Source organism: Actinomycetota bacterium, from assembly GCA_030774015.1.
Classification (GTDB): Bacteria; Actinomycetota; UBA4738; order UBA4738; family JACQTL01; genus JALYLZ01.
The window spans coordinates 1-23,556 of sequence record JALYLZ010000177.1 but is presented as its reverse complement, the minus strand read 5'-3'; the positions used below and the strand labels follow the sequence as shown (position 1 = coordinate 23,556).

Below are 23,556 nucleotides of genomic sequence, written 5' to 3'. Positions count from 1 at the left end.
GGCGCCGGCGCCGGTCTGACCTACAGCATGGCGCCGGCCTACATCGGCAACTCGCACCACGCCGACGTCCACACACTCGTCTTCGCACCGGGGGACTCGAACAAGCTGTGGCTCGGCTGTGACGGAGGCGCCTTCTATTCGACGAATCCGAGCGGTGCCGGGGACGTCTTCGTTCCCCGTAACACCGGGCTGCAGACGCTCGAGATGAACCGGCTGGGACAACACCCGAGAGAGGATGCGGTCCTGTTCTGCGGCACGCAGGACAACGGAGGTCTCCGCTTCACGGGGGAGGAGGCCTGGTACCACTCCGTGTGGGGGGACAGCGGAGACCTGGTGATCAACTGGAACGACCCGTACAAGATCCTCGCTACCTACGTCGGCGGTTCGGTGAACCGGGCCACGGATGGAGGCACGCGGTACAACTACGCGCCAGTCAGCGTGCCGATCCCCGCGGGCGATAGCGCGCTGTTTTACGCACCGATCGCCGGGACGCCTCCTTCGGGCACGGCGGCCGAAGCCGAGCGCGTCGCCTTCGGAAGCCAGAGGCCTTGGATCAGCGACACGTTCGGCGGAGGGTGGGCATCCATCCCGGCCGGCAACGCCACCGACGACCTCGGCACGATGATCCGTTCGCTCGTGTTCGCCTCGAACACGAAGCTCTACGCGGGCACCATGGGCGGTCGCGTCTACCGCTTCGATCAGGGTGCCGGCGGTTGGACCCGGACGCGGCTCGACAACCTGGGCGGGGCGAACGCCTTGGGCGTCGTCGGCCCGATCACGAGCATCGCGGTCGATGCATCCGATCCGACCGGCAACTCGATCTATGTCTCCCTCGGCGGATTCGGGGATTGGAGGCACGTATGGCGGTTCGACGGGACCCAGTGGCAGCAGCGAAGCGGTCCCGCTGCGGGGAACCCGGCCAGCCTGCTCGACGTCCAGCACAGCGCCATCGTTTGTGACCCCAATAACCCCGGCACAGTCTTTGCCGGGGCCGACATCGGCATATGGCGCTCCACGGACAGTGGGGGGAACTGGTCGCCCTTCTCCTCAGGTCTCCCCGATGCCGGGGTGCTCGACCTAAGCCTCCTCAACCCCCGGCGGCTGCTGCGAGCCTCAACCTACGGTCGCGGGGTCTACGAGTACGACCTGGCCGCCGCGTCGGTGCCAGGCATCCAACTCTACGTTCGTGACACCCAGCTCGATCAGGGTCGTGCTGCCACCGTGGACTGGCTCCCGGATCCGACGGCATTCGGGCAGGTCGTCCGCCATTGGGCCGGTCCAGACATCAAGCTCGATACGCCGGACGCGGGCGGCAACTACCAGTTCCCCGTCACGCCCGGAACGACCATCGACTTTGAGCAGTTCGACAATGACCTCACGGACGATTTCCAGAACGTAGCGACCCACGCGACGGCAACGATCACGACGCGCGTCTACGTCCAGGTGCACAACCGCGGCGTCACCCGGGCGGACAACGTTCGCGTGATGTTGCTCCTGGCGAACGCGTCGGCGAGCCTGCCGAACCTCCCCGCCGGATTCGAGGCGAACGTCCAGAGCGGAACGCCGATCGTGACTCCCGACTGGAGGACGGTCGGTTTTGCCACCCTGAGCGACGTGCGGGTCGGCTTTCCGAAGATCGCGGCCTTCGATCTCACCTCGGACCTTCTTCCGCCGCCCGCGAGCCTCGCCGGCAACGATCACCACTGCGTCCTCGCATTGGTGCACCACGCCGGCGACTCATTCACGGCGACCCAGACCGTGACAGACCTGCTGAGCCTCGGGGAGCGCAAGGCGGCCCACAAGAACCTCAAGGTGGTCCAGTTCACGGGCACGCTGCCACCGGTGGGCCGGCCCCAGCAGCTCGTCCTGCCCGTTCGCATCAACAATCCATACGGCGAGGACTTCCTGACCACTGTGCAGATCGAGCTCCTGCGGTACCGAGGCCGTGTCCGGGTGTATCTGCCACACGTCCAGATGAAGGGAGAGATCTCCGAGCTCGTCGAGGGGGCCAAGCTCGGGCAGGACTTCGAGGACTTCCGGCGATGGGCCGAAGAGCACGTGAAGCTGATCGAGAGCTATCAGAGGAGCAAGCATCCGTACGACGACGAGTGGAGCAAGCAGCGGGTCGAAGACGTGCACGCGGCGATCGAGTCACCGTTGATGCTCGTCGCCAACGGCACGGGTCGCGTGACGCTCCGGGACGTTCTCATGGAGCCCCATACCTCGCATACGCTCTTCCTGATGTTCGACCGCCCGAAGCGAGGCAAGGTAGGTTCCTTCTCTCCGCTGGAGGTTACGCAGCTCGACGCGCGGACCGGCCTCGTGCTGGGCGGTCTGAGCGCGCGTATCGAGATCGTGCCCGAAATCCACGAACAGGCGACAGCCTCGTAGGCGACGGCCGGCCATCCGCCGGCACCGAGCGGACGGCGGCCGGGGGTCCTTCGTTCGGCCCACGTGACAGCCCGAGTCGGCAGGAGTAGGCTCGCTCGCGGAGGCGGGACCGGCCCGTCGCTACCCCCCTGATCGCCCGGCCGGGGGCAGCATGGGGTCACTTCCCCGAGAGTGGAGCCCGCCGACGAGAGGGTTCCGACCTTCCCGTCCCAGCCGTCCGTCCGGCTTTTCGCATCCCCTTTCGGTCGATTCGAGCCCGGCGTTGGGGCTGTATGTGCTGGGCGGTTTCAGGCTCACGGACCACGGGAGGCCCGTCGCACTCCCGGTGAGCACGCAGCGGCTGGTGGCGTTCTTGGCGCTGCGTCTGCGGCCGCTACGGCGCAACTACGTCGCCGGGATCCTGTGGACGGAGTCGCAGGAGGAGCGAGCCACCGCCAGCCTTCGGTCCGCTCTGTGGCGGCTGCGCCTGCCGGACTTTCCGCTGATCGAAGCGTCGAGTCAGGAACTTGCGTTGGGCAGCCGTGTCCGGGTGGACTACCGCCATGCGCTGGAGCTGGCCCACCAGGTGATGGACGGTCACCGCGACGCCAGCGGGGCAGGGCTCAGTCGGCTCCCGCTCCACCTGCTGATGGAGGACCTCCTTCCAGACTGGTACGAGGACTGGGTCACGGCGGAGCGGGAGTACTTCCGGCAGCTGCGGCTGCACGCCCTGGAGATCCTCTGCGAGCGGTTCGCCGAGGCCGGGCTGTTTGGCCGGGCCGTGGAGGCTGGTGTCGCCGCCGTACAGGCCGAACCCCTCCGGGAAAGCGCCCATCGGGCCCTGATGCGGGCGTTCGCCGCGGAAGGGAACTCCGGCGAGGTCGTCCGCCAGTACCGGTGGTACTGCCGGATCCTTTGGGAGGAACTCGGTGGGCGGCCGTCAGGGGAGATGGAGGAGCTGGTCCGCGAGCTGCACGTCGGACGGTAGCGACCGGCTTCAGCTCGACGCCAGCAGCTGGATTTCCTGCCGGGTGGCCAGGCTGGACCGGGCTCCCACGGCTCGGGTGGCCAGGGCGCCGGCCGCGGCGGCCAGGCGGAGCGCTTCCTCCAGGGGCCGCCCCTCCGCCAGGGCCCACGCCAGGCCGGCGTTCAGCGCATCGCCCGCGCCGGTGGTGTCCACGACCTCCACCCGGAACGGCTGCTGGTGCACCGAGGGCTTGCCGATGCGGAACAGGTCCGCGCCCTGCGCGCCCCGGCTCACCACCACCGCGCGGGCTCCCTGCTGGAGGAGCCGGTCCACGCTGCCCAGCGACACCGCCTCCAGCTCGTTCGGCGTGATCACGTCCGTCCACCCGATCACGTCGGCCGTCAGGTCCCGGGCCGGGGCCGGGTTCAGGATGAAGGGGCACCCGTATTCGCTGGCGTGGCGGGCCGCGGCGCGGACGGCCTGGTCCGGCACCTCCAGCCCGGCCAGGATGATCGTCCCGCGCGGCGCCAGGTCCGCCAGGGCCCGCTCCACGCGCTCGCCGGTCAGCTCGGTGTTGGCGCCGGAGGCGACGGCGATGATGTTCTCGCCGGCCCCGTCCACCATGATCTGGGCCACCCCGGTGGGCTCCGTGCCGACACCCACCCTCGACGTGTCGACCCCGAACGAACGCAGGTCCTCCAGCGCCTCCCGTCCGAAGTCGTCGTCGCCCACCATCCCCACCAGCGCCGTCTCCGCGCCCAGCCGCGCCGCCCCGGCCGCCTGGTTCGCCCCCTTCCCGCCGAACGCGCGGGTGAACCTACCCCGAGTGACGGTCTCTCCCGCCCGCGGTATCCGTTCTACCTGCACCACCAGGTCGACGTTCACGGACCCGACCACCACCACCCGGCCCACGCGTCAGTCCCTCCGCCCGGGGTCGTTCGCCCCGCCCGGCGCGTAGCTCCGCAGGCCCTCGTACAGCAGCGCGAAGAAGCCGTCCCGGTCGATGTCCACGGCCACGTCGGCGTTCGGCGGGTTCCCCGTGACCCCCCACAGGTCGACCACGGTGCGGCCGGTGGTGAGCTCGCCCGTCGTCTCCACGTCCACGTGGAGGCGCCTGGTGGTCGCGAGCTCGGGCCGCAAGGCCACCGCTACCGCGCACGCGTCGTGGATGGGCACGCCGTCGAACCCGCACAGGCGCCGGTGGAACCGCGCGAAATAGACAAGCAGGTCGGCCACCATCTCGCACACCGGCCCACCCCACGACCGGATGATCTCGAACTCTCGCTCCGGGACCAACGCCTGGTGGGTCACGTCGAGGCCGATCATGGTGACCGGCGCGCCGCACCGGAACACCACCCGCGCCGCCTCGGGGTCCGTGTAGACGTTGAACTCCGCCGACGGTGTGGTGTTGCCCTCGCCCACCGCGCCGCCCATCAGCACGATCCGCTCCAGCTTCCCGGACAGGTCGGGCCTGCGCAGCAGGACGGAGCTGACGTTGGTGAGGGGGCCGGTCGGGATCAGGGTGACCGGCTCCGTGGCCTCGTCGAGGTACCGGATCAGGAAGTCGACGGAGTGCTCGGGCTTCGCCATGACGGCGGGTTCCGGAAGATCCGTCGGCCCCTCCAGCCCGGACTCGCCGTGGACGTTCGCGGCCGTGTGCAGCTCCCGCTCCAGCGGCCGGTCGCATCCCGCGTACACCGGGACGTCCGTACGCCCCGCCACGGTCAGCACGGTCAGCGCGTTCCGGGTGGTCTTGGGAAGGGTCTGGTTCCCCGCCACCACCGTGATGGCGTCGATCCGCCACTCGGTCTGCGCCAGCGCCAACAGGATGGCCACGGCGTCGTCGTGCCCGGGGTCGCAGTCCAGGATGACCGTCGCATGTCGAAGCATCGTGCCGGGGTGCCGTCCCGGGCGCAACGCGCGCGGCCCGCGCCGGGCCCTGCGCGCTCAGGCCCCGCGGCGTTCAGCCCCGCGCAACCCCCCCGCTATACTCCGCGCGCTATGCGGATCGAGGGGAAGGCGGCGCTCGTCACGGGGGGCGCGTCGGGGCTTGGACGGGCCACCGTGGAGGCGCTGCACGAGGCCGGGGCCAGCGTCGTGATCTGCGACCTCCCCTCGTCGGCCGGGGCCGAGGTCGCCAAGGAGCTCGGTGACCGGGCGGGGTTCGCGCCCACCGACGTGACCTCGGAGGACGACGTCCGCGCAGCCGTTGCTCTGGCGGCGGAGCGTTTCGGCGGCCTCCATGTCGCGGTGAGCTGCGCCGGCATCGCCTGGGCCCAGCGGACCATTTCCCGGAGCGGCCCCCACGACCTCGAGGTGTTCCGCAAGGTCGTCGAGGTCAACCTGATCGGCACCTTCAACGTGATCCGGCTGGCCGCGGAGCAGATGAGCGCACAGGAACCGGACGGCGAGGAGCGCGGCGTCATCGTGAACACCGCCAGCATCGCCGCGTTCGACGGTCAGATCGGCCAGGCGGCGTACTCGGCGTCGAAGGGGGGAGTGGTGGGGATGACCCTACCGATCGCCCGCGACCTGGCGGCCCGTCGGGTCCGGGTGGTGACCATCGCCCCCGGTACGTTCGACACGCCCATGATGGGCACGCTCCCGGAAGACAAGCGGCAGGAGCTGGCCCGGCAGATCCCCCATCCCGCCCGCCTGGGCCGCCCGGAGGAGTACGCCGCGCTGGTCCGGCATATCGTGGAGAACCCCGCCCTGAACGGCGAGGTCATCCGGCTGGACGGGGCCCTCCGAATGCCGTTCGCCCGTTAGCCGCCCAACCGCCCTAGCTGACGTATCCCTCCACCGTGCCCTCGTCGCGGACGGTGGCCTCGTTCGGGTCGAGCCCGGCGTTCCGGCGGGCCCGCCGCTGGTGCAGCAGGTCCCAGCACTGGTCCAGGGTGACCTCCAGGCGCTTCAGGCGCTCCCGGTCGCCGGGCGACGCCTCGCCCTCCGATTCCTTCTCGAACAGCGCATGTTCCTCGTGGGCCAGCTGGTTGATGCGCTCGATCAGGTCCGTGTCTTCCATCACTGCCTCCTCGTGATCGATCTCGACGCCAACGCTAGCACCGCGCGCGGCCGTCAGGCCTCCGAGAAGTGGCGGAGGATCGCCGTGGCGTACTGCTCCTCCCATCCCAGGCCCTTGAACTCCCGGTCCGCCTTGACCAACTCGTGGGTGAGCTCGCTCCGGGTCGGCTTCACCCCGAGCAGATCCGGCAGCTCCGACAGGTTGACCAGCCAGTCCGAGTACCACGTGGCCCAGTCCGGGTCGTCGCCATCGGTGATCCGAAAGACCTGGTGGTGGGTCTCGGCGGCCTCGTGGAGCAGCTCACTGATCCGCTTCGTCCTGTCGTCCATCGTCCCCACCGCTTTCAGTGCGCGGCCTGCTGGAGCGTGAGCGTGCAGCTGGCCAGCCCGCGCTTCTCCAGGTATCGCTGGTGGTACTCCTCGGCCGGCCAGAACTCGGTGGCGGGCACGATCTCGGTGGCGATGGGCTTGCGGTACCGCTCCTGCGCGCGCTCCCGCGAGACCGCCGCGGAACCTTCCTGCTCCGGCGACTGGGTGAAGATCGCGGAACGGTACTGCGTCCCGACGTCCGGACCCTGCCGGTTCAGCTGCGTCGGGTCGTGGGACGACCAGAACGCGTCCAGGAGTTGCTCGTACGACACCACCGCCGGGTCGAACTCCACCTCCACGGCCTCGGCGTGTCCGGTCCGGTCGGTACACACCTCCTGGTACGTGGGCCGCTCCACCGAGCCGCCCGTGTAGCCGACCGTCGTCCGGGTCACCCCAGGGGTGTTCCGGAACTCCGCCTCGACCTGCCAGAAGCATCCCGCCGCAAACGTCGCTTTCTCCATCGTTCCCTCCCTCGGTTGCTCTCGGTGTCACCCTATGGTGACGGCAGGGACCCCGTTCGTTTCACGATCCGGTCACGATCCGGCCGTGGGCCAGCACCCGCACGCCTCGCGCGCCGAAGTCCTCCTTCGACAGTCGCGCGATCAGGTGGGCCGCCGCGCCGGAGCGGTCGTGCCCCGGCCGCCCCTCTCCGTTCAGCTTGACCGACACGATGCGGCCGTCGCGGAACCACCCGGTCGGCCCCAGCGTCACCCGAAGCACGGCCGACAGTCCCAGCACGCCGTCGGTGTTGAAGTTGTGATAGCTGGCGAAGTCGCCCAGCGAGTACGCGATGAGGCGGTGCCGGTAGAGCTCCATGCCCCGCAGCACGTGCGGCCCGCTGGCGATCACCAGGTCCGCGCCCTGGCGAACCGCCATGTGGGCGAACTTCTCGGGGTTCCCGCGGTCCTCGCCCAGGAAGAACTCCTCGCGGCCGGTGACGTGGGTCTGGCTGGCGCCCTCCGCGCCCGCGTGCATGTACGCGACCACCAGGTCCGCTCGCCGGTCCGCCTTGCGGATCACGGCTGCCGCAGCGGTGAGGTCGAGCAGGTTGGACACGTTCGGGTACGGCGCGAAGCCCACGAACGCCACCTTCAGCGGGCCCTCGTGGACCACCGCGATCTGGCCCCGGAGACCCGTCTGGGCGATGCCGTGGGCGGCCATCGCGGCGCTGGTCTGCCGGACGCCCTGCGCTCCGAAGTCGCGCGAATGGTTGTTCGCGCTGTTCAGCACGTCGAACCCGGCCTTGCGCAGGTACCCCGCGAACGACGGAGGAACGCGGAACGCGAAGCACTGGGACGAGCCGGACCCGCACTTCGAGGCCGTCGCCCTGGTGAGCGTCCCCTCGAGGTTCCCGAACGTGATCGGAGCCGAAAGCGCGTCCCGGACCAGCGCCAGGTAGGTGCCGGGGTGGGCCGGCAGCACCGGCGTGTTCCCCAGCATGGTGTCGCCTACCGCGGCGATGGTCACGGTCGGCGACCCGGACCCCCACGCGGGTCCGGCACCCAGCACGAGCGCCGTACACGACGCCAGGGCCAGGGCCCCGGCCAGGATCGACTTCTGCGCTGTCTTCCTCACGACTCCCAGACTACGGCCGTGGCACCTCAGAGGGCCGGGACGAGCCGGCCCCCGCTCAGATCACGACCGCGCGCTGGTAGTCGCCTCCGTAGAAGTCGTCGCACAGCTCCCGGGAGGCCCGGAACCCCTCGGCGAACTCCGGGGTCTGCCTCCACGCCGCCCGGGCCTGCGGGTCGTCCCACCCGGCGAACGACAGGAAGTGCCGGGGGTCGCCCTCGTCCCGAATCAGGGTCGCCGACTCCAGCCCCGGGTGGTCCTTGCGCGTCCGCTGGAGGAACTCCGTCCATCGCTCGACGAACTCGGCCTCCTTCCCCTCCTTCACGTGCCAGTTGCCCGACGCGAAGTGCTCGGCCATGGCTGCGTCCTTCCGTTTCCGGCCGCTCCGGTTGAGCGGCTCCACTGATTCGCGACGGTAGAACCCCGCCATTCCCTCGGCATTCCCCAGGAAGCCGGTCAGGCGCCGGTGAGCGCGGCGGCCGCCCGCCGCCCGGCCCGCTCCGCCCCCAGGCTCCGGAAGGTCGCGCCCGCGCCTTCCAGGAGCCCCCTCCTTGCTTGGGCGGACACGTCGAGCCCTGGAAGCAGAGCCGCGCGAAGCCTGCACCGGGCCGCCCAGTAGGGCTGGCCGGCCTTGTCGTACAGCTCGGCCGCCTCCAGCAGGCCCCCTCCGGCCTCCCGCCCGTCCCCGGCGGCGAGCCGGTGGAAGGCCCGCGCCGTCACGGCCATGGCTCGCCACGCCGAGCTGGCCCACAGCCCCGCCGTTCGCTGGGCCGATTCGGCCTGGGCCGCGGCGCCCTCTTCGTCGCCCAGCTCCGCGAAGGCTTCGGCCGCCATCGGGTGCAGGAGCGCGTCGCACGTCGGGCAGCTGCCGTACCGCACGGCGGCCTCGGCGGCGGATCGAGCTGCCCGGGCGGCCCGCTCCGGGTCCCCTTCCTCCAACGCCGCCAGCGCCTCGGTGGCGTAGAGCCGTCCCCACACGTGGCGGGCCATCGGCGACACCGTGGCCAGGGCCATCCCCCGCCGGACGTACGCCTTGGCCACGTCGAGGTTTCCCCGGCAGGCCGCCAGCTCCCCGAGCCGCTGCCACGGAAGGGCCCCGGAGCCCGTGGCCAGCTCGGCGTGGATCTCGCCGGCCCGCTCCAGGCAGCCGCCGGCCTCGTCCCACCGCCCTCGCAGCAGGAACGACTCTCCGAGCAGGCACCAGGCGAACGCCTCGGCCCGCCGCGCCCTCGATCGCGTGGCCAGCTCCAGGGTCCGCCTCGCGTAGTCCTCGACCCCGCTGAACAGCTCGTCGCCGTACAGGTGGTACTCGCCGATGCAGTGGTGGATGTCGAAGACCCGGGCCAGCTGCGGGTCGGTGTCGGCGATGGTCCCCAGGCGCTCGATCTCGACGTGCAGTCCCTCCCGCCACTCGCCCCGGGAGTGGAACACGATGGCCAGGGACTCGTAGGCGGCCGCGACGTCCGCGGGCTCCCCGTGTGCCTCCGCCAGGCGAAGGCCTTCCTCCGCGGCCGCCAGAGACTCGTCGATCCGCCCGACCCCCCACAGCCAGTTGGCGCGGGCCACCAGCAGGCGCGCCGCCTCTGCCTGGTCGCCGTGTACCGCCGCCAGCGACTCGCCCGCTTCCAGATGCGCGGCGGCGTCGTCGGCGTCGTGCACCATCAGCCGGACGTACGCGAGCTTCCGGTGCAGCCGCGCCTCTGCAACCGGGGAGCCCGGCCTCTCGTCCAGGGCGGTCCGGTACGCCGCCGCCGCACCCTCGGCGTCTCCCGACAGGTGCCGGAGGTCGCCGACGTCCTCCCACAGCCCCGTTCGGACCTCCGTCTGGAGGGTCTTCCCGGCCAGGATCCGCTCGTGCAGGTCCGCCGTGGCCGCGTCGGGCTCGACCCCGAGCTCGCCGGCCAGGGTCTCCCGCAGGAGCTCGAACTGCTCGAGCGCCTCGTGCCGCCGCCCGGCCAGGGCCAGGGCGCGCATCCGGGCCCGGTGCGCCTCCTCGTTGGCCGGTTCGGCCAGGATCACGGAGCCGAGGACCTCGATCGCCTCGTCCAGCTCGGCGCGGGCCTCCAGCAGCTGCGCCAGCTCCATGGACGCCGACACGAACGAGCGCCGCAGCCCGTCCCGCCGCCCGGCCGCCCACTCCTCGTAGGGGTCGTCCGGGAGCAGGTCGCCGCGATAGAGCGCCCGCGCGGCCCGGTATGCCTCCGGCTCCCGCGCCCGGCGCGCTTCCCCGGCCAGGGCCTCGAAGCGATCCACGTCCACCCATGCGTCCGGAGCGAGGGACAGGAACCCTTCCTCGAAGCGAACCAGACGGGCCGCCGTCGCATGGTCCGCGTGGACGATGGTCCGAAGGGCGTGCAGGGCCTTCCGCAGCTGATTGGCCGCGGCCTGCGGATCGAGGTCCGGCCACAGGACGTCCATGGCCTGCTCGCGGTGCAGCCGGTGCCGAGGCGCCAGCGCGAGGAGCTTCAGCAGCGCCTTCGCCTTGCGCAGCCGCCAGGAGGACTCGTCGAACGTCCGTCCCGCGGTGGTGACACCGAAGCCGCCGAGGAGCCGCACCCGAAGGGTGAGGTTCCTCTGCCCCTCCTCTGCCCTCCGCGCGCGCCCGGCCGTCGACGTCGCTCCCACTCTGCGGCCGAGTGTTCCACCGCGCGGGACCTCCGTCCAGGCGTGGCGCATCACCGCCTGGGTTGCAGGGCCAGGCGACCTGGAGAAGATTGGAGCGATGGAGAGCCTGAGCGGGCAGCTGCTGATCGCCGGTGCCGACCTGTGGGACCCCAACTTCCGCCGAACGGTCGTGCTGATCGCCCGGCACGACGACGACGGCGCGGTCGGTGTGGTGCTGAACCGCCTGGCCGGCGCGACTGTCTCCGACGCGGCACCACCGCTCGTGTCGCTGGTCGGGCCGGACGAGCCGCTGTTCCTGGGCGGGCCCGTCCAGCCCCAGGCCGCGGTGGTGCTGGCCGAGTTCGAGCACCCGGAGAACGTGGACGTGGTCGCCTTCGGCTCGATCGGGTTCCTGGTGGACGAGGACCCCGAGGCCGTCGGCGGCATCCTCCGGGCGCGGGTGTTCGCGGGCCACGCCGGGTGGGGCGGCGGCCAGCTGGAGGCCGAGATGGAGGAGGGCTCGTGGATCCTCGAGCCCGCCGTGCCGGATGACGTCTTCACGCCGGACCCGGAACGCCTGTGGAGCCGGGTGCTCAGGCGCAAGGGCGGCGAGTTCCGGATGCTGAGCACCATGCCCTTCGATCCGGCCATGAACTGACCCCACCCGCACGCCGGCCGCCGCCGCGGGCCCGGTGCACCGCTCGGCGCTCCTTTGCTTGACACGTGACCATTTGGGGGAACTATCAAGTTGACACACGTACGTGCGCCGCTGTATCATCTAAGTATGGCGAAGACAGACCGCAACAACCCAAAGCGAGCCTCCTCCTCTGAGAGCACCTACAGCCGCCGGGACTTCGATCAGGACTTCCCGGATGACGCTGCGGCGCTGGAATGGCTGGTCGGCTACCTCTACCCAGACGGCATCTTCTGCGCGAAGTGCGGCAAGATCACGAAGCACCACCGGCTCAGGAGCCGTCCCGCGTGGGCCTGCCAGTTCTGCGGCTCCCACGAGTACCCGATGCGAGGAACGATCTTCGAGGGGTCGAGCACTTCCCTCCGGCTATGGTTCGAGGCGATCTACCTCATGAGCCAGACGCGGTGCGGGATCAGCGCGAAACAGCTCGAACGCGAACTTGGCGTCTCCTACCCGACCGCCCACCGCATGTTCAAGAAGATCCGCTCCATGCTCGGCCAGGACGACGACCAGCTTTCGGGCGAGGTTGAGATGGACGAGACCTACTACGGCGGGAAACCGCGCCTCGCTGACCGTGAGCGCAAGCCCGACGGTTCCCTCAAGAGGGGCCGCACGGCCCATTCCAGTCGGAAGCAGATGGTCTTCGGCGCGGTCGAGCGTGGCGGTCGCATCCGGGCTGAGGTCGTCCCGAAGGATGAGCGTGGCGGCATCGCACGACGCGTTGGCGAGTATGTGATGCCGTCATCGGTGATCTACACGGACGAGTACGTCGGGTACGACAAGCCCGGGCAGGCGTTCACCGAGCATCACCGCATCCGCCACGCGGCTCGCATCTACGTGGACGGCGACGTTCACACGAACACCATCGAGGGGTTCTGGGCGCTGCTCAAAGGCGGCATCGGTGGCGTCTACCACTCCGTGAGCAGCGAGTACCTACAGGCATACGTGGATGAGTACGTGTTCCGCTACAACCACCGAGAAAGCCAGGGCGGGATGTTCAGCGCTTTCTTGGGACGGATCGTGAAGACGGTTCCTGAGACTTCCGTGTAGAAGCCTTCTTCAAGTCCCGGAAGAAGTCCTCGCGCGAAACGGAGCGCTCAGGGGTCGCTGGGCGCTCCGTGACGGTCGGGCTTCCTGCTGGGTTCACAGTGTTATTGGTCATGGCGTTTCTCCTCCTGGGAGCGCTTGAGGTGCCGTCTCGGGAATCACCACTTCGAACGAGACGCGCCCTTCCTCCTCATCGTCGATCTTGAACACCCACGCATACCGACCTGCCGGGATGTCCATGTTCTTGAAGTTGAGAACCAGAGGCGCGTCGATGGGTGTGCCGGGTGTCATGCCAGGCGGCCGACCCACTTCCAACCCCCCTTCGAGCTTCAGTGCCCGAGTCACGACCTCGCCATTCTCCTCCTGGTCGATCATCACTTGCTTACCATCGTCATCCAGGAGCAAGGCCTCAATCTTGTGTGGCCTGTTGGCTTGATCCCAGGGAACGAGAATCTTGACAGCCAGCGAGACCGAGGCTGGCTCAGCCAAGAAGATTCGGGACCACCCGCCGCCTTGGATGTAGAGCTTCCCGTTGATCTCGGCAGCCCAGTCGGCCAGCAGCATGGTTACGTCCATCGTGGCTAGGAACGTGCTGGCACGGGCTGGCCGAAGTCCAGCACGGTACGGCGTGGAGTAGCAGCGAACCCGTGCATGCGAACCCCTCGCACGCGACTGGATCGCCACGTAGGCCAGTCAACGACAACATCGAAGACGCGGGACCCTGGCTCAACCGCCACGATATAAGCGAGTACCCGGTGGCCCGCTCCCGTGTCCCCGTCGTACAGGGAGACGGCTTGGCCGGTCTTGAGATCGGCCGTGTTCAGCACTTCCACATCGTCGTAGGGCACCGTCAGCCTGTCCCCGATCAAGTCGTTGAAATCTACTTGTGCTCTCATCACCATCTCCCGGTTGGCCCCGGGTTGGGGTTCTCCTTCGGGGGGCCGAACGAGTCGATCACCGCTTGAAGCTCGTCGTCGCTCGGGTCGGCCGCGAAGAAGACGCACGCATGCCCAGGATTCGTTTCATCGTCCATCCGAAGGTCAAGCTCCTTGTCTAGGAGCGCGGACGCTTCACATTCTGAGTAGAAGTCGTGCGGCAGGTTCTTGGACGCGATCTGGTCCCCGGTCTTCCCGCGATAGGTCGCGACGGACAGACCGAAATAGCCACGGCCCACCTTCATCGGCCTCCGAGCGGCCTTCCGCAGTTTCGCGACCGTCATCCGTTCCCCCGTATCGGGAGTGCCCCGGACGATGATGGCATGGCGCGGTGGAACAAGCGCCTTCCACTCGTAGTGCCTCCGACGCCGCCTCTCATGGTCTGCCACCGAATTACAAACATGTAGTCGTACCTGCGGAAACGCTCCGCTTGTCCACCATGTTCCCACACCGTTTCCCCCGGCACTAGGGGGAACTTACGTGCGTCTATTTGATAGTTCCCCCATTTGGTCACCTAAGATCGGGACGTGACCGACGACGACCGGATCTTCAAGGCGCTGGCCGACCCCACCCGTCGCTTCCTGCTCGACCGGCTGTTCGAGCGTGACGGCCGCACGCTCACGCAGCTCGAGTCGGAGCTGGAGATGACGCGGTTCGGGGTCATGAAGCACCTGCGGGTCCTGGAGGAGGCTGGCCTCGTGGTCACGCGCCGGGCCGGACGGGAGAAGCTGCACTTCCTGAACCCCGTGCCCATCCGGCTGATCCACGACCGGTGGATCGACAAGTATCGGGAGCGCCAGGTCTCGGCGCTGGCAGAGCTCAAGACCGAGCTCGAGAAGGAGACGGGATGACGACGATGACGGAGACGACGGTGACCACCCAGGTCTACCGGGTGTACATCAAGGCGACGCCCCAGGCCATCTGGGACGCCATCACCAAGCCCGAGTGGACCGAGCGGTACGGGTTTGGCGGTCGGGTGGAGTACGACCTGCGCCCCGGCGGTTCGTACCGAGTGCCCACGACCGAGGCCATGAAGAAGGCGGGAGCCCAGATGGGCTTCCCGACCCCGGACGTGATGGTCGACGGCGAGGTGATCGAGGCCGATCCGCCGCGCCGGCTCGTCCAGACCTGGCGGATGCTCATGGACCAGGAAACCGAGGCGGAGGGGTTCACCCGCCTCACGTACGAGATCGAGGAACGCCAGGGCGGCGTGACCAAGCTCACCCTCGTCCACGAGCTCGAGGGCGCCCCGAAGCTGGCCGCGCTGTGCGCCGGCGAGCGGGAAGCCGAGGGCGCCGGCGGTGGCTGGAGCTGGGTCCTCAGCGACCTCAAGACGCTGCTGGAGACCGGCGCGCCGTTCGCGGGCTGACGCCGGACGGGAGCCGAGAGTCGAGCGAGGGAGCCGGGGCGTACAATCCCGGCTTCCTCGCCGACCGTCCGGAACTGGGAATGATGCGGTGCCCGGACCGGTTGGCAAAAAGAGGTCAGGGTTCGGTTCGATCAGGAGGATTTCGCGTATGGCCATCGGGCTCCTGATCACCTCGGTGGCCCTGCTGGGGGTGTTCGTGGTGGTGGAGCTCCGCTCGCGGGCTCCCATCATGCCGTTCCGCATCTTCAGGCTTCGGAACCTGCGGACGGCCAACATCATCTTCCTGCTCCTGGGTGCGTCGCTGTTCTCGCAGTTCTTCCTGCTGTCGCTGTACATGCAGAACATCCTGCATTTCTCGGCACTCCGGACGGGCGTGGCCTACGTCGCCACCACGGTCACCAGCATCGTGTTCGCCGGCGTGGGGCAGGCCCTGGTCACCAAGTTCGGGGTGAAGCCGATCCTGACGGTCGGCCTGGGCATGGCGGCGCTGACCATCGGGGTCTGGTACACGAGGCTGCCGGTCGACGGGACCTACACCGGGAACTTGCTGGTCCCGTTCCTGATCAGCGGGGCCGGGCTGGGGCTCTCCTTCGTGCCGGGATCCATCGCCGCGCTCAGCAGCGTGAAGCCGCAGGACGCCGGACTGGCGTCGGGCCTCCTGAACACCAGCCCGCAGATCGGCGGCGCCATCGGACTGGCCGTGGCTGCCACGCTGGCGACCACCTACACCACGCGGTTCTTCACCTCCCACCCTGGGGCGACGCCCTCGCAAGCGATCGTCAGCGGGTTTCACGTGGCGTTCGTCGTGCTGGCGGCGCTCGCCCTGGCCGGCGCACTCGTCGCCGCCCTGTTCATCGAGGGCCGCGGCGTGGGAACCGGGCAGGAACCCGAGCGGGAGACCGTGGCCGCGGAGGCGTAGGGAGCTCTCCACACCCGGAGGGCGGCGCGAGCCCCCGGATCAAGACGAGTCGATCGACTCGGAGCCGGTCGCTCCGTCGGAGGATCCCGGGACGTCCAGCCCGAGATGTCGGGCCAGGCTCTGGCGAACATGGCCCCTGACCCTCGGATCAAGGACGAATCCGACCAGCCGCTGAAAGCGCATGACGGAGACCGTCCGAACCTGGTGGCAGAGAATGACCCCGTTCTCGGTTTGGCCGGCCTCGCCCGCTGGAATGACCACCTCGTTCGGATAGGTCGCCTGCCTGGTCGTGATCGGACACACCGTGGCCAGGCCGGATCCATGGAAGGGCTCGTACGAGACCACGAGAGCTCTGCGCTCCCCGCCCTGCTCGTGTCCGGCCACCGGGTCGAGCCCGACGATGAAGACACCCCAGCGGAGCCGGCGTCGCTGGTTCACCGCTCCCAAGCTCGGCGGTCGTCCTCCTGGAAGAGCTTCGAGAGATGGGCCGCTTCCCGCTGAAATGCCGGGTCGGACGCAGCCTCGCCCCACCGGAGAGCATCGCGCATGTCGTCGACCTGCCGCGCCAGTTCCCGAATCGCACGCTCGACCACCGCGTCTTGCGTGGGCTCGATGCGGTCCTCGGACAGGCGCTTCACGGTCGCAACGGCTTCCTGTGACAAGCGGTAGGTCCGCTTCGTCTTCACGGTGAAGAACCATACGGCGTGTCACCTTGACACGTCAATCGACACGCCGGGTATTAGCGGGTGGGGTCCGGCACTCCCTCGGGGTTCAGGGCGTACTTCTGGATGGCGTCGGCTACCGTCTCCGGCTTGATCTCGCCCATCTCGGCCAGCGCCGCCAGGACGGCCACCGTGATGTGCTCGGCATCCACCTCGAAGAAGCGCCGGAGCGCGTCGCGGGTGTCGCTTCGTCCGAATCCGTCGGTGCCGAGCGAGAGATACGGCTGCGGCACCCACCGGGCGATCTGGTCGGGGACGGACTTCATCGAGTCGCTCACGGCGACCACCGGCCCGCCGTGCGGCTCCAGACACTCTGCCACGTAGGGCGTGCGCTTCGGCTCTCCCGGGTGCAGGCGGTTCCAGTGCTCGACCTCCAGGGCATTCGCCCGCACCTGCTGGTACGAGGTCGCGCTCCACACGTCGGCGGCCACGCCCCATTCCGCCAGCAGATCCTGGGCCCGCAGCGCCTGCATCACCATCGGCCCCGAGGCCAGCACTTGGGCCCGCTTCCCGCCGCCGTTGGACCCGTTCCCGTTCGCAGCGGCTTCCCTGAACCGGTACAGCCCCCGGACGATGCCCTCCTCGGCCCCCTCCGGCATCTCCGGCATCGAATAGTTCTCGTTGTAGAGGGTCAGGTAGTAGAAGACGTCCTCGTCCTCCTGGAACATCCGCCGCAGCCCCTCGCGCACGATGGTCGCCACCTCGTACGCGAACGCCGGGTCGTACGCCAGGCAGGCCGGGTTGGTGGAGGCCAGCAGCAGCGAGTGCCCGTCCTCGTGCTGGAGCCCCTCGCCGTTCAGCGTGGTCCGCCCGTGCGTCGCCCCCAGCAGGAACCCTCGGGCCCGCTGGTCCGCGGCCGCCCAGATCAGGTCGCCGATCCGCTGGAACCCGAACATCGAGTAGAACGTGAAGAACGGGATCATGGGCTCGCCGTGGGTGGCGTACGAGGTCCCCGCGGCGGTGAACGACGCCATCGAGCCGGCCTCCGTGATGCCCTCCTCCAGGATCTGGCCGTCCTTGGCCTCGACGTAGGCCAGCAGGTGCGCCGCGTCCACCGGCTCGTACAGCTGCCCGTGCGCGGCGTAGATCTTGAACTGCGGGAACAGCGACTCCATGCCGAACGTGCGGGCCTCGTCGGGGATGATCGGGACGATCCGCTTGCCGATCACGCCGTCCCGCAGGAGGTTCCGCAGCAGCCGGACGAACGCCATGGTCGTGGACACCGCCTGCTTCGACCCCGAGGAGAACTCCGCGTAGGGATCCTTTTTCGGAAGGTCCAGCTTCACGGCCGCCGTCACGTTCCGCGAAGGCACGAGCCCGCCCTGGGCGTGGCGCCGGGCCAGCATGTACTGGATCTCCTTGGAGTCCATCCCCGGGTGGTAGTAGGGCGCGACGCCCTCGGAGATCTCCTCGTCCTTGATGGGAAGCTCCAGCCGGTCCCGGAACACCTTCAGCTCCTGCTCTGTGAGCTTCTTCATCTGGTGGGTGACGTTGCGGCCCTCGAACGCCTCCGGCAGCGCCCACCCCTTCACCGTCTTGGCCAGGATGGCCACCGGCGCGCCCTGCATCTCCACGGCAGTGGCGTAGGCGGCGTAGAGCTTGCGGTAGTCGTGCCCACCCCGGCGGAGGCGACGGATGTCGTCGTCGGACAGGTGCGCCACCAGCTCGCGCAGGCGCGGGTCGGTCCCGAAGAAGTGCTCCCGGATGTACGCGCCGGACTCCACGGCGTACTTCTGGAAGTCGCCGTCCAGGGCCGTGTCCATGCGGTGCACCAGGATGCCGTCGCCGTCGCGGGCCAGCAGCTCGTCCCACTCCCGGCCCCACACCACCTTGATGACGTTCCAGCCGGCGCCGCGGAAGGTGGACTCCAGCTCCTGGATGATCTTCCCGTTGCCCCGCACCGGCCCGTCCAGGCGCTGGAGGTTGCAGTTCACCACGAAGATCAGGTTGTCCAGGCCCTCGCGAGCGGCCAGCGAGAGGCCGGCCATGGACTCGGGCTCGTCCATCTCGCCGTCGCCCGTGAAGCACCACACCCGCTGGCGGCTGGTGTCCTTGATCCCGCGGGCCTGGAGGTACCGGTTGAACCGGGCCTGGTAGACGGCGGTGAGCGGCGAGAGGCCCATGGAGACCGTGGGGAACTCCCAGAACTCCGGCATCAGGCGGGGGTGGGGGTACGAGGACAGTCCGCCCCCGCCGGCCTCCCGCCGGAAGGCGTCCATCTGCTCGGTGGTCAGACGGCCTTCCAGGAACGCCCGCGCGTAGATGCCCGGCGCCCCGTGCCCCTGGAAGAACACCTGGTCGCCCCCGCCGTCGGCGTTGCGGCCCCGGAAGAAGTGATTGAAGCCGACCTCGTACAGGCTGGCGCTGGAGGCGTACGTGGAGATGTGCCCGCCGATGCCCTCGAAGTGCTTGTTGGCCCGGGACACCATGACCGCGGCGTTCCACCGCACCAGCCGGCGGATCCGCTTCTCGATGGTCTCGTCACCCGGGAAGTACGGCTCCTGCTCGGGCGGGATGGTGTTGATGTAGTGGGAGGACACCATGGCCGGCACCTCGACCCGCCGGGCCCGAGCGTGCTGCATGATGCGCCGCAGCAAGAACCCGGCCCGAGCCGGCGAGACGTCGATGACGCCGTCCAGGGCGTCGATCCACTCCTGCGTCTCCTCCTGATCGATGTCCGGCAGCTGGTCCTGGAATCCCGCGAACGTCATGGTGCGCGCGCCTCCTGCCCTTGATTCTCGGCATCCAGCCTAGACCGATCCAGCGGAATCTCCACAGTTGGGCAAGCTCCCTCATGGGCGCGGCCGGGCTAAGCCAGGACTACAGCCGGTCCAGCAAGCGCCGAAGCCAGCTTCCGCGGCGTTCGGCGCGCGACCTCTCAGGTGGCGGCGCAGGAAGCGGCGGAGGGGCCAGGGGATCCGGCGGGAGACCAACCTCCTCGTTGCTCGAAGCGAGCAGCGGGCGAATCGCCTCTTCTGCCTCCTTGTCGAAGCGTCGTTTCGGCCCTCTGGACAGCCACCCTAGGTCGTTCACGCGGTCTTCGCGCTCGTGTTGGGGGGGAGGGGGAAGCAGGGGCCCAAGCTCTCGGCGCTGTGTCACATCACGTGCCATAACCCGCCTCCTCACATCAAGGCAACGAGGCTGGCGACTGCCACGCCCAACGCTACCATTCCCAAACCCGTCAAGCTCCTCCCTATGCTTCGAGCCTTTCTATCGAGCTTTCGGCTGTTCCCCTCCAGCGCCCTAAACCGGGATACCAGCAGTCGGAAACGGATCTCGTCCTCGGGCAACTCGCCGAACCTCCACAGCTCCTCGGGGGCCGGACGGCGGTCATACGCCTCGCTCCGGAAGGCAATGACATACTTGACGCAGTAGCCGTGGTAGGGTCTCCGGTGTGGCGCGAGGTCGGATTGACACCGGAGTCATCTACTGCGACGACAACCTAGAACGGCTCGCCATGCTCCCTCGGGAGTCCGTGGACCTGATCTACCTGGACCCTCCGTTCTTCTCGAACCGCCACTACGAGGTCATCTGGGGAGACGAGGCAGAGGTCCGCTCATTCGAGGACCGCTGGGAGGGCGGGATACAGGTCTACGTTGCGTGGATGCGGGAGCGAGTCTTCGAGATGCACCGCATCCTGAAGGACACCGGCTCGTTCTACCTACACTGCGACTGGCACGCCGCTCACTACCTGAAGCAGATGCTCGATGAGGTCTTCGGTGATAACCAGTTCCAGAACGAGATCGTCTGGTGGTATCGGGGAGGTGGAGTCTCGCCGCGCCGATGGGGACGACGGCACGACACGATCTTCTTCTACACGAAGGGCAAGGAGTGGACGTTCAACGTGGACCCGGTGCGGACGGCCTACTCGGAGTCAGTCATGGAGAGCCTGCCGAGCCGCTATGACAAGTCGTATCGGCCCAACAGGGTCTACTCCGGCTACCGGCCGAATCCCCTAGGCAAGCACCCGGATGATGTCTGGCCTATCCAGCCGCTCATGCCCTCGGACAAGAAGGAGCGACTCGGCTACCCCACGCAGAAGCCCGAGGGACTGCTTGAGCAGATCATCCAGGCCAGCAGTAACGAGGCCGACATCGTGCTTGACCCCTTCGCCGGGTGCGGAACCACGATGGTCGTGGCGCACCGACTCAAGCGCCAGTGGGTAGGCATCGACATCAGCCCGACAGCCGTCAGCCTGATGAAGCGACGGATGGAGAGGGTCGGGGCGTTCGGGGTTCGGCTGGTGAACATGCCGACCACCGAGGAGGCGCTACACGACCTCAAGCCCTTCGAGTTCCAGAACTGGGTCATCCAGCGGTTCAACGGCACCTACTCCCCCCGCAAGACCGGCGATATGGGAATCGACGGGCGGTCGTTCTTCCACCACTACCCGATCCAGGTGAAGCAATCCGAGAGCGTCGGCCGCAACGTCGTTGACAACTTCGAGACGGCCGTCGAGCGGGACGGCCGTGCCAAGGGTTACATCGTGGCGTTCAGCTTCACCAAAGGGGCCTACGAGGAAGCCGCCCGAGCGAAGGCCCAGGGCAAGACCGATATCGAGCTTGTGACCGTGGCCGACTTGCTCACGGGCGGGACACCGGACCTCTCGACCGGGCAACTGGTGCCGGACCTCCCGCTACCCAAGGCGAGGGAACCCGATGCCCGCCCAAGCATCGAGGAGCTGGTCGAGAGTGAGCAAGGGGGTTGACGGAACGGGCCAGCAGGCCCCCTGACCTGCGGTTTGACAACTCTCCCTTCCGGATCTGCCAGAATCGGCGTATACCTTGCTGTACTCTCCCTCCGGTGGAGGCCCGGGGGAATCCTAGAAGGAGGCCGTGTCGTGGCCGAGCCCACGAAACGCCGTTCGCAGCGTGGAACGGAGAACGGTCAGGGCACTAGCCAGGAGTACCAACGCTTCGAGCGGATGATGAAGAAGCTGGTGTCGGTGCCGAAGAAGAAGATCGACGCGAGGCGCGAGGCCGAACGGAAGCGTTAGGTGTCGCTGGGACCGAGCGGATCATCCCTGGTTTTCAGCGGACATGCCAAGGAGATGATGGTCAAGCGGCGGATCACGGAGGCCGAAGTAGTACAAGCCATGGGTAACGCGAACATCGAGACCCCGGGGGCGTCGCAGGACCGCATGAACCTATGGGGTGAGACCACGACCGGCCGGAGGATCAGAGTCACTACCTATCGGAACTATCCGGAGTTCATCATCAGCGTCGTTGCCCCGGAGGAGGGATCGTGAGGATCACCTACGATGACGAGGCCGACGCCCTCTATGTCTGTCTGCGTGAGGGCGTCTCTGTGTGGCGCTCGATTGTGGTGGACGACGACCGAGTGGTAGACGTTGACGGGCTCGGCGAAGCCGTGGGGATCGAAGTGTTGGGGGCATCGCAAGGTATCCACTTGACCGACTTGGTTGAGAAGTTTCGACTCCACTCCTACCTCGGCCACATTCGGGGACTCGAACAGACCAAGTTCGAGTTCGAGCCGAAGAAGGAGTTCGCCTAAGCCTTGCCGGTCAGTTCCGCGTAGGTCAGCCGCCGCTTCGCCACAGTCCCGAGTACCCATGCGAACCGGGTGAAGTCGTTTGCCTTGCGGGTGTTGAATCGGAAGACTTGCTCGTCCAGATACCGGAACAGGTGGAAGGGCTCGACGGAGACGTAGGTGCCCGCGAGTCCGCGCTTCAACAGAGACCAGAAGTTCTCCATCGTGTTCGTATGCACCTGACCCCGGACGTACTCGACGGCGTGATCCACAGTCGCGTGGTCGTAGGTGGACTCCAATCCGGTGTAGGACGAGTGAGCATCTGAGTACACCGTCGAGCCGGGCTCGACGTGCTCCATGATGCGAGGCTGAAGGGTCCGCTTGCGGGTGTCGGGGACGACCATCGCCCGGACCTCACCCTCGCGCTCGATGATGCCCATGACGGCGGTCTTGTCCTTGCCACCGGTCCCGGTGATCTTCCGAGCCCGCGTGCCGGGGTGCATGTTCCGGGCCTTGCCGCCGACGAACGTCTCATCGACCTCGACCTCGCCCGAGAACTTGCGGAAGTCCCCGCGTTGCATGGCGAGCCGGATTCGGTGTAGGACGAACCACGCCGACTTCTGCGTGAGCCCGACCGAACGGCCCAGCTCGTGCGAGCTGATCCCGTTCTTGGCGTTGGCGATCATCCACACCGAGACGATCCACTTGTCGAGCGGGATCGCGGAGTCCTCGAAGATGGACCCCACCTTCACGGAGAACTGACGCTTGCACGCCTTGTCCTTGCACTGCCAGAGCCGTCGGGTCTTGGTGTAGCCGAGCGCCTTGCCACCGCAGGTCGGGCACTCGGGGCCGTCCGGCCACCGGAGGGACGCGACGAACTCGTTTGCTATGTCGGGATCGGCGAAGTACCGGGAGGCTTCGAGGAGGGTCCGTGGGAGCTTGATCTTGCTCGTTTCCGTGCTCATGCACTGAGTCTACTACTCACTGTCTACTGCGTCAAGTATGTCATTGCCCAAAGAGGCCCCAGCGGCGGCCTTGGACGTTCTTCCGGTCCTGCAGTCACGCGGGACCGTGGGAGCAGCACTCGCCGCCTTGACACTGGTTGGCTGGGATCCAGACATGCAGTCACCTCCCCCCTTTCCATGCCAGAAGCTACACCCCCCTAGTGACAAGGACCCGGAGTTGAATGGAATCAGTCCTTCCGCCCCCAGGTGTCGTAACAATGTCGCCGTGTATGCGGTGGCCAGGGCAGGCGCCGGAGGGACGGTCCGAGAGGCCCGCGGTTGATATGGGGCCATCGACGCCGCGGTCGCATTCGGGCTGGCCGCTCTGAGGCACGACCTAAGGGGCTCCTCGCTATTTCGTGTGGGCTGACGCCATGTCCAGCTTCCCTGCGATGAGGTAGGTCATGGCGATGAGGTTGGTCTTGGTGCGGTACCCGCGAGCCCGCCGCTTCGCCGCCTGCACGAGCGAG

General features: G+C 68.1%; 26 protein-coding genes. 12 read left to right on the top strand and 14 right to left on the bottom strand.

What is annotated here, in order from left to right:
- The first annotated feature begins 333 nt into the window (after positions 1-333).
- Together M3Q23_17635 and M3Q23_17630 are read left to right on the top strand one after the other, a co-directional pair.
- Complete coding sequence (locus tag M3Q23_17635; protein ID MDP9343872.1) at positions 334-2,391, top strand: hypothetical protein; 2,058 nt, start codon at positions 334-336, stop codon at positions 2,389-2,391.
- 325 nt (positions 2,392-2,716) lie between these two features.
- Positions 2,717-3,358, top strand: coding sequence for a transcriptional regulator (locus M3Q23_17630; GenBank protein ID MDP9343871.1), 642 nt, complete (start codon positions 2,717-2,719; stop codon positions 3,356-3,358).
- Between the two features lie 9 nt (positions 3,359-3,367).
- On the opposite strand, the gene M3Q23_17625 is transcribed toward M3Q23_17630, so the two are convergent.
- The gene (locus tag M3Q23_17625) at positions 3,368-4,249 is read right to left on the bottom strand and encodes a ribokinase (GenBank protein ID MDP9343870.1); all 882 of its coding nucleotides are present in this window, start codon (positions 4,247-4,249) and stop codon (positions 3,368-3,370) included.
- 3 nt (positions 4,250-4,252) lie between these two features.
- Entirely contained in the window at positions 4,253-5,227 is a 975-nt protein-coding gene (locus tag M3Q23_17620; protein MDP9343869.1) for a nucleoside hydrolase, read from the bottom strand.
- 111 nt (positions 5,228-5,338) lie between these two features.
- Here M3Q23_17620 and M3Q23_17615 point away from each other — a divergent pair, with 111 nt between their 5' ends.
- Positions 5,339-6,106: a 3-hydroxyacyl-CoA dehydrogenase gene (locus tag M3Q23_17615; GenBank protein MDP9343868.1), complete on the top strand. Its 768-nt coding sequence runs from the start codon at positions 5,339-5,341 to the stop codon at positions 6,104-6,106.
- A 13-nt stretch (positions 6,107-6,119) separates the two neighbouring features.
- On the opposite strand, the gene M3Q23_17610 is transcribed toward M3Q23_17615, so the two are convergent.
- The 6 genes from M3Q23_17610 to M3Q23_17585 form a co-directional block, all read right to left on the bottom strand.
- Positions 6,120-6,362: a DUF2630 family protein gene (locus tag M3Q23_17610; GenBank protein ID MDP9343867.1), complete on the bottom strand. Its 243-nt coding sequence runs from the start codon at positions 6,360-6,362 to the stop codon at positions 6,120-6,122.
- 53 nt (positions 6,363-6,415) lie between these two features.
- Complete coding sequence (locus tag M3Q23_17605; GenBank protein MDP9343866.1) at positions 6,416-6,691, bottom strand: hypothetical protein; 276 nt, start codon at positions 6,689-6,691, stop codon at positions 6,416-6,418.
- 14 nt (positions 6,692-6,705) lie between these two features.
- The gene (msrA, locus tag M3Q23_17600) at positions 6,706-7,191 is read right to left on the bottom strand and encodes a peptide-methionine (S)-S-oxide reductase MsrA (protein MDP9343865.1); all 486 of its coding nucleotides are present in this window, start codon (positions 7,189-7,191) and stop codon (positions 6,706-6,708) included.
- Between the two features lie 61 nt (positions 7,192-7,252).
- The gene (locus M3Q23_17595; protein MDP9343864.1) at positions 7,253-8,305 is read right to left on the bottom strand and encodes a CapA family protein; all 1,053 of its coding nucleotides are present in this window, start codon (positions 8,303-8,305) and stop codon (positions 7,253-7,255) included.
- Between the two features lie 55 nt (positions 8,306-8,360).
- On the bottom strand, positions 8,361-8,660 hold the full coding sequence (locus M3Q23_17590; protein ID MDP9343863.1) for an antibiotic biosynthesis monooxygenase: 300 nt from the start codon (positions 8,658-8,660) through the stop codon (positions 8,361-8,363).
- 98 nt (positions 8,661-8,758) lie between these two features.
- Complete coding sequence (locus M3Q23_17585) at positions 8,759-10,858, bottom strand: transcriptional regulator (GenBank protein ID MDP9343862.1); 2,100 nt, start codon at positions 10,856-10,858, stop codon at positions 8,759-8,761.
- Positions 10,859-11,024: 166 nt separating this feature from the next.
- On the opposite strand from M3Q23_17585, the gene M3Q23_17580 reads away from it, so the two are divergent.
- Together M3Q23_17580 and M3Q23_17575 are read left to right on the top strand one after the other, a co-directional pair.
- Positions 11,025-11,564: a YqgE/AlgH family protein gene (locus tag M3Q23_17580; protein MDP9343861.1), complete on the top strand. Its 540-nt coding sequence runs from the start codon at positions 11,025-11,027 to the stop codon at positions 11,562-11,564.
- 126 nt (positions 11,565-11,690) lie between these two features.
- A complete protein-coding gene (locus M3Q23_17575; GenBank protein MDP9343860.1) occupies positions 11,691-12,650 on the top strand; it encodes an IS1595 family transposase in 960 nt (319 codons plus the stop codon).
- A 108-nt stretch (positions 12,651-12,758) separates the two neighbouring features.
- Here M3Q23_17575 and M3Q23_17570 read toward each other — a convergent pair whose 3' ends face one another.
- Positions 12,759-13,211 carry a hypothetical protein gene (locus M3Q23_17570; GenBank protein ID MDP9343859.1) on the bottom strand — a complete coding sequence of 151 codons (453 nt, stop codon included), beginning with the start codon at positions 13,209-13,211 and terminating at the stop codon, positions 12,759-12,761.
- Positions 13,212-13,542: 331 nt separating this feature from the next.
- Positions 13,543-13,971 (bottom strand): hypothetical protein, encoded by a 429-nt coding sequence (locus M3Q23_17565; GenBank protein ID MDP9343858.1) that lies wholly within the window; start codon positions 13,969-13,971, stop codon positions 13,543-13,545.
- A 138-nt stretch (positions 13,972-14,109) separates the two neighbouring features.
- Between M3Q23_17565 and M3Q23_17560 the strand changes: the two genes are divergently transcribed.
- The 3 genes from M3Q23_17560 (at position 14,110) to M3Q23_17550 (ending at position 15,870) form a co-directional block, all read left to right on the top strand.
- Positions 14,110-14,433, top strand: a complete 324-nt coding sequence (locus M3Q23_17560) for a helix-turn-helix domain-containing protein (GenBank protein ID MDP9343857.1) — start codon at positions 14,110-14,112, stop codon at positions 14,431-14,433.
- A gap of 5 nt (positions 14,434-14,438) precedes the next feature.
- Positions 14,439-14,951, top strand: a complete 513-nt coding sequence (locus tag M3Q23_17555; GenBank protein ID MDP9343856.1) for an SRPBCC family protein — start codon at positions 14,439-14,441, stop codon at positions 14,949-14,951.
- 148 nt (positions 14,952-15,099) lie between these two features.
- The gene (locus M3Q23_17550; protein ID MDP9343855.1) at positions 15,100-15,870 is read left to right on the top strand and encodes an MFS transporter; all 771 of its coding nucleotides are present in this window, start codon (positions 15,100-15,102) and stop codon (positions 15,868-15,870) included.
- Between the two features lie 39 nt (positions 15,871-15,909).
- On the opposite strand, the gene M3Q23_17545 is transcribed toward M3Q23_17550, so the two are convergent.
- Genes M3Q23_17545 through aceE form a run of 3 tightly spaced genes read right to left on the bottom strand, consistent with a single transcriptional unit; the run spans position 15,910 to position 19,303 of the window.
- The gene (locus M3Q23_17545; GenBank protein MDP9343854.1) at positions 15,910-16,308 is read right to left on the bottom strand and encodes a type II toxin-antitoxin system PemK/MazF family toxin; all 399 of its coding nucleotides are present in this window, start codon (positions 16,306-16,308) and stop codon (positions 15,910-15,912) included.
- A complete protein-coding gene (locus M3Q23_17540; GenBank protein MDP9343853.1) occupies positions 16,305-16,556 on the bottom strand; it encodes a hypothetical protein in 252 nt (83 codons plus the stop codon). The genes M3Q23_17545 and M3Q23_17540 overlap by 4 nt, the downstream gene beginning before the upstream one ends.
- 53 nt (positions 16,557-16,609) lie before the next feature.
- Positions 16,610-19,303 carry a pyruvate dehydrogenase (acetyl-transferring), homodimeric type gene (aceE, locus tag M3Q23_17535; GenBank protein ID MDP9343852.1) on the bottom strand — a complete coding sequence of 898 codons (2,694 nt, stop codon included), beginning with the start codon at positions 19,301-19,303 and terminating at the stop codon, positions 16,610-16,612.
- A 764-nt stretch (positions 19,304-20,067) separates the two neighbouring features.
- Between aceE and M3Q23_17530 the strand changes: the two genes are divergently transcribed.
- The 4 genes from M3Q23_17530 to M3Q23_17515 all read left to right on the top strand — a co-directional run bounded on the left by M3Q23_17530 (position 20,068) and on the right by M3Q23_17515 (position 22,106).
- On the top strand, positions 20,068-21,300 hold the full coding sequence (locus M3Q23_17530; protein ID MDP9343851.1) for a restriction endonuclease: 1,233 nt from the start codon (positions 20,068-20,070) through the stop codon (positions 21,298-21,300).
- A 132-nt stretch (positions 21,301-21,432) separates the two neighbouring features.
- Entirely contained in the window at positions 21,433-21,588 is a 156-nt protein-coding gene (locus M3Q23_17525; protein ID MDP9343850.1) for a hypothetical protein, read from the top strand.
- On the top strand, positions 21,589-21,840 hold the full coding sequence (locus M3Q23_17520) for a DUF4258 domain-containing protein (protein ID MDP9343849.1): 252 nt from the start codon (positions 21,589-21,591) through the stop codon (positions 21,838-21,840).
- Positions 21,837-22,106: a DUF2283 domain-containing protein gene (locus tag M3Q23_17515; GenBank protein ID MDP9343848.1), complete on the top strand. Its 270-nt coding sequence runs from the start codon at positions 21,837-21,839 to the stop codon at positions 22,104-22,106. Before M3Q23_17520 ends, M3Q23_17515 begins: the two co-directional genes overlap by 4 nt.
- On the opposite strand, the gene M3Q23_17510 is transcribed toward M3Q23_17515, so the two are convergent.
- Positions 22,103-23,047, bottom strand: a complete 945-nt coding sequence (locus M3Q23_17510; protein MDP9343847.1) for an IS1595 family transposase — start codon at positions 23,045-23,047, stop codon at positions 22,103-22,105. The genes M3Q23_17515 and M3Q23_17510 overlap by 4 nt on opposite strands.
- Positions 23,048-23,556 lie beyond the last annotated feature (509 nt).